The organism is Streptomyces sp. 3214.6, from assembly GCF_900129855.1.
GTDB classification, from domain to species: Bacteria; Actinomycetota; Actinomycetes; order Streptomycetales; family Streptomycetaceae; genus Streptomyces; species Streptomyces soliscabiei.
The window spans coordinates 4,302,113-4,314,951 of sequence record NZ_LT670819.1; the positions used below are offsets into that span (position 1 = coordinate 4,302,113).

10 protein-coding genes and 2 rRNA genes are annotated in these 12,839 nt (G+C 66.5%); 1 reads left to right on the forward strand and 11 read right to left on the reverse strand.

All coding sequences use genetic code 11. The annotated features are described in order from the left end of the window. The first annotated feature begins 3 nt into the window (after positions 1–3). On the forward strand, positions 4–1,248 hold the full coding sequence (locus tag B5557_RS19260) for a DUF5667 domain-containing protein (protein ID WP_079660636.1): 1,245 nt from the start codon (positions 4–6) through the stop codon (positions 1,246–1,248). An 80-nt stretch (positions 1,249–1,328) separates the two neighbouring features. Here the strand turns inward: B5557_RS19260 and B5557_RS19265 are convergent, their stop codons facing one another. From B5557_RS19265 to B5557_RS19315, 11 genes are all read right to left on the reverse strand, one after another. Beyond that, positions 1,329–2,411: a lysophospholipid acyltransferase family protein gene (locus B5557_RS19265; RefSeq protein ID WP_079660637.1), complete on the reverse strand. Its 1,083-nt coding sequence runs from the start codon at positions 2,409–2,411 to the stop codon at positions 1,329–1,331. Between the two features lie 14 nt (positions 2,412–2,425). Then, positions 2,426–3,499: an NAD-dependent epimerase/dehydratase family protein gene (locus B5557_RS19270; RefSeq protein ID WP_079660638.1), complete on the reverse strand. Its 1,074-nt coding sequence runs from the start codon at positions 3,497–3,499 to the stop codon at positions 2,426–2,428. A 311-nt stretch (positions 3,500–3,810) separates the two neighbouring features. After that, a complete protein-coding gene (locus tag B5557_RS19275) occupies positions 3,811–3,909 on the reverse strand; it encodes a 30S ribosomal protein bS22 (RefSeq protein WP_003948845.1) in 99 nt (32 codons plus the stop codon). A 155-nt stretch (positions 3,910–4,064) separates the two neighbouring features. Further along, positions 4,065–4,277 (reverse strand): helix-turn-helix domain-containing protein, encoded by a 213-nt coding sequence (locus B5557_RS19280; RefSeq protein ID WP_004984898.1) that lies wholly within the window; start codon positions 4,275–4,277, stop codon positions 4,065–4,067. Between the two features lie 145 nt (positions 4,278–4,422). Further along, a complete protein-coding gene (locus tag B5557_RS19285; RefSeq protein ID WP_079660639.1) occupies positions 4,423–5,238 on the reverse strand; it encodes a phosphatase in 816 nt (271 codons plus the stop codon). A gap of 198 nt (positions 5,239–5,436) precedes the next feature. Beyond that, positions 5,437–6,609, reverse strand: coding sequence for an acetoin utilization protein AcuC (locus B5557_RS19290; RefSeq protein WP_079664878.1), 1,173 nt, complete (start codon positions 6,607–6,609; stop codon positions 5,437–5,439). Then, positions 6,560–7,801, reverse strand: a complete 1,242-nt coding sequence (locus B5557_RS19295) for an MFS transporter (protein ID WP_079660640.1) — start codon at positions 7,799–7,801, stop codon at positions 6,560–6,562. Before B5557_RS19295 ends, B5557_RS19290 begins: the two co-directional genes overlap by 50 nt. Before the next feature lie 105 nt (positions 7,802–7,906). Next, positions 7,907–8,638 carry a VC0807 family protein gene (locus tag B5557_RS19300; RefSeq protein WP_079660641.1) on the reverse strand — a complete coding sequence of 244 codons (732 nt, stop codon included), beginning with the start codon at positions 8,636–8,638 and terminating at the stop codon, positions 7,907–7,909. Between the two features lie 92 nt (positions 8,639–8,730). After that, on the reverse strand, positions 8,731–9,375 hold the full coding sequence (locus B5557_RS19305) for an HAD family hydrolase (protein ID WP_079660642.1): 645 nt from the start codon (positions 9,373–9,375) through the stop codon (positions 8,731–8,733). Positions 9,376–9,475: 100 nt separating this feature from the next. Then, a 5S ribosomal RNA gene (gene rrf, locus B5557_RS19310) occupies positions 9,476–9,592 on the reverse strand. Between the two features lie 93 nt (positions 9,593–9,685). Next, a 23S ribosomal RNA gene (locus tag B5557_RS19315) occupies positions 9,686–12,806 on the reverse strand. Positions 12,807–12,839: the final 33 nt, after the last annotated feature.

Genomic DNA, 12,839 nt, shown 5'->3' on the forward strand with positions numbered 1-12,839 from the left:
CCAGTGATCGCGAACGTATCGGCGCACCGGCGGGCGAACGCCTTCGCCCAGGCTTTGGAGGAGCAGTCCGACTGTTCCTCCGAGGGCACGGCGGCCGAGCAGACCGAAGGACCACCGCCGGCACCGGCCGCTGCGGACCAGACCGGACAGGGCCGTCTCCTGGCCCTCGCCACGAGTCTCGCCGAGCTGCCCAAGCCGACACTCGATCCCGAGGTCAAGGTCGTCCAGCGGGCCCAGTTGGTCGCCGCTATGGAGGCCATGCTGCAGGCGGGCACCGCGGGAGGCGAGGCGGCGGACCCTTCGGTGCCGGAGCAACGCTCCCACCGGGCGAGGGGCACGCACCGGGCCAGTCCATTGGGCAAGTTCCGACCGCGTTCCCGCCTCGCCAAGGGCCTCACCGCGGGCGGCCTCAGCGTCGGCGTCGCGGCGGGCGCCTTCGGCGGGGTCGCCGCCGCGAGCTCCGACGCCCTCCCCGGTGACGGGCTCTACGGGCTGAAGCGCGGCATCGAGGACTTCAAACTCAACTACCTGGCCGACGGCGACGACGAACGCGGGCGCACCTACCTCGACCAGGCCTCCACCCGGCTGAGCGAGGCCCGCCGGCTCATGGAACGCGGCCGCAGCGGCGACCTCGACCACGAGTCCCTCGGCGAGGTCCGCCGCGCCCTGAACGGCATGCAGCACGACGCGACGGAAGGCCACCGCCTCCTCCACGAGGCGTATGAACGCGACCCGAACTCCCTGGGCCCCATCCAGGCCCTCGACGCGTTCTCCCGCTCGCACCGCGAGGCCTGGGGCGCCCTCCGCGACCGCCTGCCGGTCCAGCTCGGGGACGTCAGTCAGCAGGTCTCGTCGGCGTTCGAAGCCATAGACGAAGAGGTCGCCCCGCTGCAGTCCCTGCTCCCGCAGCCCCCCGCCCAAGGCGGCGGCACCCGCCACGGCTCGGGCTCGACAGCCCCCGGCACCTCCGACACCGGCCACTCGACCACCCCCGGCAGCACCGGCCAGGGCACCTCCGACAGCACCGGCGGCACCACCTCCGGCAGCCCCAGCAAGCCGGCCACCTCCGGCACGACCGATGACGGCCTCCTCGGCGGCAACACCGGCGGCCTCCTCGATCCCCCGAAGGATCCCCGCACCACCGCCCCGACCCCGGCCCTCCCCAGCACCCAACCCGACGTCACCCTCCCACCCCTCCTCCCCGGCCTCCTCCCAGGCCTGGGCATCGACAGCGAGGACGCGGAGTAAACCCGTCCATTACGGCGGTGGGGGCGCCCCTCTGGAGAGGGGCGCCCCCACCGCCGTAACAACGAAAAACACCGGACCCGTCAAAAGAACACCGACCGCCGCTGCACCAGCAGTTTGTAGAGGGTGTGCTGGATCTGTTCGCGGACCTGGTCCGTCAGGTTGAACATCAGCATCGGGTCCTCCGCCGCCTCCGGCGGATAGCCGTCCGTCGGGATCGGCTCGCCGAACTGGATCGTCCACTTCGTCGGCAGCGGGACGGCGCCCAGCGGGCCCAGCCACGGGAAGGTCGGCGTCAGCGGGAAGTACGGGAAGCCCAGGACCCGGGCGAGGGTCTTGGCGTTACCGATCATCGGGTAGATCTCCTCCGCCCCGACGATCGAGCACGGGATGATCGGAGCGCCCTGGCGCAGGGCCGTGGAGACGAAGCCGCCCCGGCCGAACCGCTGGAGCTTGTACCGCTCGCTGAAGGGCTTGCCGATGCCCTTGAAGCCCTCCGGCATCACCCCGACCAGTTCGCCCTGACCCAGCAGCCGTTCGGCGTCCTCCGCGCACGCGAGGGTGTGCCCGAGCTTGCGGGCCAGCTCGTTGACGACCGGCAGCACGAAGACGAGGTCGGCGGCCAGCAGCCGCAGATGCCGGTCCGCCGGGTGATGGTCGTGGACGGCGACCTGCATCATCAGGCCGTCCAACGGCAGCGTCCCGGAATGGTTGGCGACGATCAGCGCGCCCCCCTCTGCCGGGATGTTCTCGATGCCCTTCACCTCGACCCGGAAGTACTTGTCGTACACCGGCCGCAGCAGGGACATCAGGACCTGGTCGGTCAGTTCCTCGTCGTAGCCGAAGTCGTCGACCTCGTAGTCGCCCGTGAGACGCCGGCGCAGGAACGACAGCCCGCCCGCGATCCGCCGCTCCAGGCCCCCGCCCGCGCCCTCGCGCGCCCGTTCCTCACCCGTCACAGAAACATCATCCTGCCCAACCGCCCTGGTGGGCAGGGGCTGGACCTCACCGACCTCACCGGCCTGGCCGATCTCGCCGATCTCCCGGACCGGCGCGGGCTCACCGTTCTTGCGCCGGCTCCCCACACCCCGGCGCCGCGGCGGCCGCGCCACGGCGCTTCCCCGGGTCCGGTCGTCGTCGAACGGAATGACCTTGGCGTCCGCCATCGTTGATGCGCTCCTCAGTTGGCGCTCGGCGTCGGGGGGTGAGCCGGGGCGCGCCCGCCGCCCGGCAGCGGCAGGGCGGCGATCCGGTCCACAGCCCCGGCGACGGCCTCGGGCGGCAGGAGCCCGGGGCCGTGACTGCGCGCGAAGTCAGCGAAGGTCTCGGCCGTCGTGTACCGCGGCATGAACCCCAGCGTCTCGCGCATCTGGTCCGTCGACACGACCCGGCCGTGGGTGAGCAGCCGGATCTGCTCGGGCGAGAAGTCCGTCATGCCCAGCGTACGCACCAGGGACCCCGCCCAGGTGACGGCGGGCAGCAGCAGCGGCACGGTAGGCCGCCCCAGCCGCCGCGAGCACTGCGACAGCAACAGCACCCCGTCCCCGGCGATGTTGAACGTGCCGCTGTTGAGCGTGCCGCGCTCCGGCTCGTGCGAGGCGATCCGCAGCACGTCGATCACGTCGTCCTCGTGCGCGAACTGCAGCCGCGGGTCATAGCCGAACACGGTGGGCAGCACGGGCAGCGAGAAGTACGAGGCGAGCGGTGTCTCGGCGGTCGGCCCCAGGATGTTGGCGAACCGCAGCACGCACACGGCGACATCGGGCCGCCGCCGGGCGAACCCGCGCACATACCCCTCGACCTCGACGGCGTCCTTGGCGAAGCCGCCGCTGGGCAGCGACTTGGGCGGGGTCGTCTCGGTGAACACGGCCGGATCACGCGGCGCGGACCCGTACACGTTGGTGGAGGACTTGACGACCAGTCGCTTCACACTCGGCGACTTCTGACACGCCCCCAGCAGCTGCATGGTGCCGATGACGTTGGTCTCCTTGACCGTGGTCCGGCTGCCACTGCCCAGCGCCGTCGCCGTCACGTCCAGGTGGACGACCGTGTCGGCGCCGGTCTCGGCGAGAACCCGCGCGATGGTGGGCTGCCGGATGTCGGCCTCGATGAAGTCGGCGCCCCCGAGATGGTGCTCGGGCCGCACGGCGTCCACGGCGATCACCCGGTCGACCCGTGGGTCACGCTGGATCCGTCGTACGAACCGGCCCCCCAGCTGACGGGCCACTCCGGTAACGAGCACGACCTTCCCCAAGATCAGCGCCTTCCTTCCGTCCTGGAACCGCCCTCGAACCATCCTGGTACTGCTCGGCCACCCTGCCGTGTTCCCCGCCCGCGGGCCAACTTAGCGGGTCGATGTTGCGCCGTGATGACCACCCGACGCACGACGTCACCACAACCTTCGGTCGTACGACCAGATCAGCCATGGTGCCAGTCCAGGCATACGCACGGCGTTCAACCGGCCGCACGACACCCGGACATACGTGTGGCCCCCCACCGACAACACGGTGGGGGGCCACACCACGCCTACGCGGCTCGCGTCGGCGAAGAAGTAAGGACGTGCGCTTACTTCTTGTTGCGACGCTGAACGCGCGTGCGCTTGAGCAGCTTGCGGTGCTTCTTCTTGGCCATCCGCTTGCGCCGCTTCTTGATAACAGAGCCCACGACTACCCTCGCTCACTTCTCATCACTCGGTGCTGGGCGCCATGGGCCCATACGACCTACGAGGGGCTAGCCTACCCGCCCGAGCGCTGAGGTCGTAATCGAGGCGGATCGGGGAGATCCGGAAGAGCCCTGAGGATCCCCCCGGCCCACTGCCGTCAGGCTGTTTCCACCCCCACATAGCTCTCGCGGAGGTACTCGTGAACCGCTTGCTCGGGGACGCGGAAGGACCGCCCCACCCGGATCGCGGGCAGATGACCACTGTGCACCAGCCGGTACACGGTCATCTTCGACACTCGCATCACCGAGGCGACTTCCGCCACGGTAAGGAACTGAACCTCGTTCAGAGGCCTCTCGCCAGCTGCAGCCATGACACACCTGAACCTTCCGCACTCGACTCGACGGCCACCGGCTTCCCCTTCCGGTGACTCTTCGTCGCTGCGTGCTCACTCCCCAATGTAGGGGCGGGTGATGCGAGTGGGGAAGAGGTGCACCCATCGCATACCTATCGCAGGCCTACTGTGACAGACACGCTCGATTGAGTACGTAGCGGGTAAGCGGCCTGTAGTAATCCGACCGCACACCGTCATCAAGTGGAACGGCCACGGAGACGACCCCCTCGGCCTCCCCGACGAACAGCGCGGGGTCGTCGGTGTCGGCCGGCCCGATGGCCTCGAACCCCAGCTGACCTGCCCCGCAGACCCACCCGTGGTCCCCGATGACGAGCTCGGGCAGCCGCCCCGCGCCCTCGGCCGCCGCGTCGAGAGCCACCCGAACCGGCAGCGGCGAATGACTGTGCACACCCGTCGCACAACCGGCGCGTTCACCCCCCGCCTCCCGGACGACCGCGACTCCCCGTACGTAGTCCAGGGTGTGCGTGCGTAGACCGAACCGGGTCGTTATGTCGACACAGTGACCCTGCGCCGGGGTGAGGACTTCACATCCCGCCGCCGACAAAGCGTCCGCAAGAGCGGCGTAGAACCCCAGCAGCCGATGCGGATGCCCGGTGCCGAGCAGCACGGCAGCACCACGCTGGGCTACCGAGGCGAGCCGATCCGCGAACGCGTCGAGCGCGGCCACCGTCCGCTCGGGGTCGATCACATCATGCCCGGACACGCATCGAGGATCGGCCGAAACCCCGCACTTGTCCGCCATCAACGCGATCAGATCCCGCTGCCCCCAGCTCCGTTCGGGATCAAGCCCGATCAGCACCCGAGGATCCCGGGCGGCGAAGAGCCGATAACTCCGCAGACTCTCCTCCCGAGAGGTAGCCACCACCCCGGCCAGCCGCGCAGCCAGCAGATGCGCCCGAATCCCCCCAGAACTCAACACGCCAGCGATGCTGACGGACGGAAGCGGGGACCGGGACGGAAACGGGGGAACACCGCACAGTTGGCGTAAGCACTCCAGCCCGTTGGGGGTCCCCCCGCTGGGGGAGTTTGAGGACGAGGCCCTCAGGGGCCGAAAGCGGGGGTCTGGGGGCGCAGCCCCCAGGGGATGGGAACGGGTAGGGGCGGCGGGGGCGAAAAACTAGGCCAACAGCCCCCGCAGCGGAAACACGGCCCGCCGAGCAGCCAGCACAGCCTGATCCAGCCGATCCGCGGGGTCGTACCCCGCCTCCCACCCGGCCCACCGCACCGGCCACCGCCCATCAGTCATCCGCGCCGGCCCCAACTGCCGCGTACGAGCGAAGACCTCCTGCCGCCACCCCTCAGGAATCACCGTCTCCGGAGCCACCGGCACCCCCGCCGCCACCCCCACCAGGTGCGTCCACGACCGCGGCACCACCTCCACCACCGCGTATCCACCGCCGCCCAACGCGACCCACTTCCCCCCGGCGTACTCGTGCGCCAGCTCATGACAGGCCACCTGCACAGCCCGCTGCGCATCGAGCGACACCGCGAGATGAGCCAGCGGATCCTCGAAGTGCGTGTCGGCCCCGTGCTGGGTCACCAGCACATCGGGCCGGAAATCGGCGATCAGCTCCGGCACCACCGAGTGAAACGCCCGCAGCCACCCCGCGTCCCCGGTCCCCGCCGGCAGAGCGACGTTCACCGCGGACCCCTCCGCCCCCTCCCCACCGGTCTCCTCCGGCCACCCGGTCTGCGGGAACAACGTACGGGGATGCTCGTGCAACGAGATCGTCAGCACCCGCGGGTCCTCCCAGAACGCCGCCTGCACCCCGTCCCCGTGGTGGACGTCCACATCCACGTACGCGACCCGCTCGGCCCCCAGCTCCAGCAGCCGGGCGATCGCCAATGACGCGTCGTTGTAGATGCAGAACCCCGACGCGCCCCCCGGCATGGCATGGTGCAGCCCGCCCGCGAAGTTCACCGCGTGCAGCACCTCCCCCCGCCACACGCTCTCCGCGGCCCCCACCGACAGCCCTGCGATGAGAGCGGACACCTCGTGCATCCCCGCGAAGGCCGGATCGTCCATCGTCCCCAGACCGTACGACTGGTCCGCCGCCCCCGGATCCGCCGACGCCGCCTTCACGGCCTCGACGTAGTCCTGCCGGTGCACGAGCCGCAACGTCGACTCCCCGGCGGGCTTCGCCGAGACGACCTCCACCTCCCGGTCGAGCCCCAGGGCGCCGACCAGCCTCCGGGTCAGATCCAGCCGGACCGGATCCATCGGATGCTCGGGCCCGAAGTCATAGCCCGTTACTGCCTCGTCCCACATCAGCTGTGCGCGGCCGCTCATGCCCGCCACCGTATCGGTCCGGTTGAGCCTCGAACGACCGGGCGTACACCAACGTCACCAGCACCAACACCATCGGCACCACCATCGCCCCCCGATAGGTCCAGGCGTCCCCCAACGCCCCCACCAACGGCGAACCGATCAAAAACCCGACGTAGTTGAAAATATTCAGGCGCGCGATCGCCGCATCCGAAGCCCCGGGGAACAACCGCCCCGCCGCCGCGAACGTCTGCGGCACCAGCACACACAGCCCCAGCCCGACGAGCGTGAACCCGAGCATTCCCACCCAGGCCCCGGGCGCGCCCGCCACCACCGCGAACCCGCCGGCCGCCACCAGCGCCCCCACCCGCACCACGGCCGCCGCCCCGAACCGCCGCACCCCGAAGTCCCCGATGGCCCGCCCCAGCAGCGTGGTCACCATGTACACGTTGTACGGGACGGTCGCCAACTGCTCCGAGCTCCCCAGCACGTCCTGCAGATACTTCGCACTCCAGTTGGAGACGGTCGAGTCCCCGATATAGGCGAACGACATCACCAGACACAACGGCAGCAGAAGCTTGAAGACGACACCCGTACCGCCACTCCCCGCACTGCCCTCATCGACAGCCCCGGCCGCACCCCCCTCGCCGACCCCGTCCACCCCGTCGACATACCACCGGCTCCCCACCAGTGCGGCCGGCAACAGCACACCCACCACCGGCAGATACGACACCCACAACGCGAGATGCCAGTGCGCCCCCACCCACGCCAGCGAGGCCCCCACGATCCCGCCCAGGCTGTACACGGCATGGAAACTGAGCATGATGCTCCGCCCGTACGCCCGCTGCAGACTCACCCCCAGCATGTTCATCGACGCGTCCAGCGCCCCCACGGCGAGCCCGAACGCCGCCAGGGCCACCCCCAGCTCGACCATCCCGCGCCCCGCCCCGACGCCGAGCAGCGCCAGCAGCACGACCGGCTGGGACCAGCGCAGCAGCCGGCTGGGCGGTATCCGCTTCACCAACTGCTCGGTCGTCACGCTCCCGACCCCGGCCAGGACGGGCACCGCGGCGAGGAAGACGGGCAGCAGCCCGTCCGACACCCCGTACCTGTCCTGGATGGCCGGGATCCTCGTCACGAGCAGCGCAAAGGCGGCCCCCTGCGCGAAGAAGCTGAACGCCAAAGAGGCCCTACCGCGCCGCAGCACTTCTGTCATGGCGGCGAGCGTAGGGCCCCTGCGTACTCATGGGTAGATCCAGCCAAAGATGAATTCTCTTCAGCTTTCCCGGAGTCGGCGGCGTCTCCGGCGGCGGCACCGGAGTTACCGGGCGAGGACGACCTCGGACATCTCGACCTGGGCTGCGGCCCCTGCCTCCCCGGACTCCCCCGTCTCCCCGGTCTTCACCTCGGAACGGAGCATCGCCTCCATCGGCCCGGCGCCGAGCGCCCCGCCGACCACGATCCCCATGCCGATCGCCACGACCATCACCACGGACCCCAGCCACACCATGGTGTCCACCGGCACCGTGTACGCCCCCACAACCCGCAGCACGCACTCGGCGAGCAGCACCACACCCCACACGACGGAGAAGGCGCGCTCCCGACGCCGGAAGTCCGCCGACGCCGCCGCCACACCACTCTCCAGCCGCTCCCACGCGGCCTCCCTGACCGCGTCGCCCTTCACCAGGAACGGCTTGAGCCCGGCGGTCATCATCGGCCGCCCCAGCGCCACGGAGACCAGGATCCCGATCCCGACCGTGCTGCTGACCCCGCTGTCCTTGGCCAGCATCAGCCGCGGATCCCCGGAGACGAAGCTGAGCGCCAGCCCGACGACGTTGACGACGAGGATGAGCCCGGCCAGCCCGTTGAGCGTGCGCTCCCTGACCGCACTCCACACGGTCCGCCCGGCCGGCACGACGCTGCTCCAGGCGAGAGCGGCGAAGGTGCTCATCCCGAACGCGCCCTTGAACAGGTAGTACGACCCGAGCGGCACCGCCACGTCCAGGAGGAGCGGAGCGAAGGCGTTCTGCTTCTTGTGCTGGTTCGTCGTCATGCCCTCAGCTTCGCCGCCGGGAGGGGTCCCCCAGTAGAAACGAACGTCCGGAGCTACGCATGACAAATGTCAGCCCGCCACCCGATCGTCCGTCAGATCAGCAGGTCAGCCAACTCGCCCATGTCGGAGAAGAGTTGAGTGGCTCCCGCAAGCTTCGCGGCCGGCGTCATCGCCGTGAACCCGAGTACGTCCATCCCGGCCGCCACGGCCGCCTGCACGCCCAGCGGGCTGTCCTCCACGACCACACAGCGCCCCGGTGCCACTCCCATCCGCTGGGCCGCGTACAGGAACAGATCCGGCGCCGGCTTCCCCTTGCCCACGTCCTGCGAGCTGAAGATGCGGGCGTCCTCGAACCACCGGTCCAGCCCGGTCGTCCGATGCCCCACCCGAATCCGCTCATGGCTCCCCGAGGAGGCCACGCAGTACGGCACCCCGTCCGCGGACAGCTTCGCGAGGACGTCCACAGCACCCGCCACGGGCTCGAGCTCCCGCTCGAAAGCCGCGAACACCCGCCGGTGGAACGTGTCGTCGAACTCCGCCGGCAAGCGTTCCCCCGTGCGCTCCTCGACCAGGTCGTGGATCCGGTGCATTGCGGATCCCATGTAGTCCCGGATGGAGTCCTCGTAGGAGGTGGGGTGCCCGAGCTCGGTCAGATAGGCGGCCAACAGCCGGTTCGAGATCGGCTCGCTGTCCACGAGGACACCGTCGTTGTCGAAGATCACCAAGTCGTAGCGCATGACTCGACCCTAAACGAGTCCTCAAAACAGGTCCCCGAACGCAAGTCCCGAACGCAGAAAACCCCCGTGCCGAACGGCACGGGGGTTTTCTTCAATATTTGTTCGGCGGTGTCCTACTCTCCCACAGGGTCCCCCCTGCAGTACCATCGGCGCTGTAAGGCTTAGCTTCCGGGTTCGGAATGTAACCGGGCGTTTCCCTCACGCTATGACCACCGAAACACTATGAAACTGTTTCAGCCGCACCACACCCGTGACCATGGGCATGGGGCCGTTCGTGGTTTCAGAACCAACACAGTGGACGCGAGCAACTGAGGACAAGCCCTCGGCCTATTAGTACCAGTCAGCTTCACCCATTACTGGGCTTCCACATCCGGCCTATCAACCCAGTCGTCTACTGGGAGCCTTACCCTCTCAAGGAGGTGGGAACACTCATCTCGAAGCAGGCTTCCCGCTTAGATGCTTTCAGCGGTTATCCCTCCCGAACGTAGCCAACCAGCCATGCCCTTGGCAGAACAACTGGCACACCAGAGGTTCGTCCGTCCCGGTCCTCTCGTACTAGGGACAGCCCTTCTCAATGTTCCTGCGCGCGCAGCGGATAGGGACCGAACTGTCTCACGACGTTCTAAACCCAGCTCGCGTACCGCTTTAATGGGCGAACAGCCCAACCCTTGGGACCGACTCCAGCCCCAGGATGCGACGAGCCGACATCGAGGTGCCAAACCATCCCGTCGATATGGACTCTTGGGGAAGATCAGCCTGTTATCCCCGGGGTACCTTTTATCCGTTGAGCGACGGCGCTTCCACAAGCCACCGCCGGATCACTAGTCCCGACTTTCGTCCCTGCTCGACCCGTCGGTCTCACAGTCAAGCTCCCTTGTGCACTTACACTCAACACCTGATTGCCAACCAGGCTGAGGGAACCTTTGGGCGCCTCCGTTACTCTTTAGGAGGCAACCGCCCCAGTTAAACTACCCATCAGACACTGTCCCTGATCCGGATCACGGACCCAGGTTAGACATCCAGCACGACCAGAGTGGTATTTCAACGACGACTCCACCTGAACTGGCGTCCAAGCTTCACAGTCTCCCACCTATCCTACACAAGCCGAACCGAACACCAATATCAAACTGTAGTAAAGGTCCCGGGGTCTTTCCGTCCTGCTGCGCGAAACGAGCATCTTTACTCGTAGTGCAATTTCACCGGGCCTATGGTTGAGACAGTCGAGAAGTCGTTACGCCATTCGTGCAGGTCGGAACTTACCCGACAAGGAATTTCGCTACCTTAGGATGGTTATAGTTACCACCGCCGTTTACTGGCGCTTAAGTTCTCAGCTTCGCCACACCGAAATGTGACTAACCGGTCCCCTTAACGTTCCAGCACCGGGCAGGCGTCAGTCCGTATACATCGCCTTACGGCTTCGCACGGACCTGTGTTTTTAGTAAACAGTCGCTTCTCGCTGGTCTCTGCGGCCACCCCCAGCTCGAGCAGCAAGTGCTCTCACCAAGCGTGGCCCCCCTTCTCCCGAAGTTACGGGGGCATTTTGCCGAGTTCCTTAACCATAGTTCACCCGAACGCCTCGGTATTCTCTACCTGACCACCTGAGTCGGTTTAGGGTACGGGCCGCCATGAAACTCGCTAGAGGCTTTTCTCGACAGCATAGGATCATCCACTTCGCCACAATCGGCTCGGCATCAGGTCTCAGACTATATGAACGGCGGATTTGCCTACCATTCGCCCTACACCCTTACCCCGGGACAACCACCGCCCGGGATGGACTACCTTCCTGCGTCACCCCATCACTCACCTACTACAAGTCTGGTCCGTCGGCTCCACCACTTTCCATTCCCCGAAGGGTCCGGAACGGCTTCACGGACTTAGCATCGCCTGATTCAATGTTTGACGCTTCACAGCGGGTACCGGAATATCAACCGGTTATCCATCGACTACGCCTGTCGGCCTCGCCTTAGGTCCCGACTTACCCTGGGCAGATCAGCTTGACCCAGGAACCCTTAGTCAATCGGCGCACACGTTTCTCACGTGTGAATCGCTACTCATGCCTGCATTCTCACTCGTGAACCGTCCACAACTACCTTCCGGTGCTGCTTCACCCGGCACACGACGCTCCCCTACCCATCACAGCCGCCGTTGGGCGTATTGCTGCAATGACACGACTTCGGCGGTACGCTTGAGCCCCGCTACATTGTCGGCGCGGAATCACTAGACCAGTGAGCTATTACGCACTCTTTCAAGGGTGGCTGCTTCTAAGCCAACCTCCTGGTTGTCTCTGCGACTCCACATCCTTTCCCACTTAGCGTACGCTTAGGGGCCTTAGTCGATGCTCTGGGCTGTTTCCCTCTCGACCATGGAGCTTATCCCCCACAGTCTCACTGCCGCGCTCTCACTTACCGGCATTCGGAGTTTGGCTAAGGTCAGTAACCCGGTAGGGCCCATCGCCTATCCAGTGCTCTACCTCCGGCAAGAAACACACGACGCTGCACCTAAATGCATTTCGGGGAGAACCAGCTATCACGGAGTTTGATTGGCCTTTCACCCCTAACCACAGGTCATCCCCCAGGTTTTCAACCCTGGTGGGTTCGGTCCTCCACGAAGTCTTACCTCCGCTTCAACCTGCCCATGGCTAGATCACTCCGCTTCGGGTCTTGAGCGTGCTACTGAAACGCCCTGTTCGGACTCGCTTTCGCTACGGCTACCCCACCCGGGTTAACCTCGCAACACACCGCAAACTCGCAGGCTCATTCTTCAAAAGGCACGCAGTCACGAGATATATGCAAGCACATATCCGACGCTCCCACGGCTTGTAGGCACACGGTTTCAGGTACTATTTCACTCCGCTCCCGCGGTACTTTTCACCATTCCCTCACGGTACTATCCGCTATCGGTCACCAGGGAATATTTAGGCTTAGCGGGTGGTCCCGCCAGATTCACACGGGATTTCTCGGGCCCCGTGCTACTTGGGTGTCTCTCAAACGAGCCGCTGACGTTTCGACTACGGGGGTCTTACCCTCTACGCCGGACCTTTCGCATGTCCTTCGCCTACATCAACGGTTTCTGACTCGTCCTGTCGCCGGCAGACGACAGAAGAGAGATCCCACAACCCCCACGACGCAACCCCTGCCGGGTCTCACACGTCGTAGGTTTGGCCTCATCCGGTTTCGCTCGCCACTACTCCCGGAATCACGGTTGTTTTCTCTTCCTGCGGGTACTGAGATGTTTCACTTCCCCGCGTTCCCTCCACATACCCTATGTGTTCAGGTATGGGTGACAGCCCATGACGACTGCCGGGTTTCCCCATTCGGAAACCCCCGGATCAAAGCCTGGTTGACGACTCCCCGGGGACTATCGTGGCCTCCCACGTCCTTCATCGGTTCCTGGTGCCAAGGCATCCACCGTGCGCCCTTAAAAACTTGGCCACAGATGCTCGCGTCCACTGTGCAGTTCTCAAA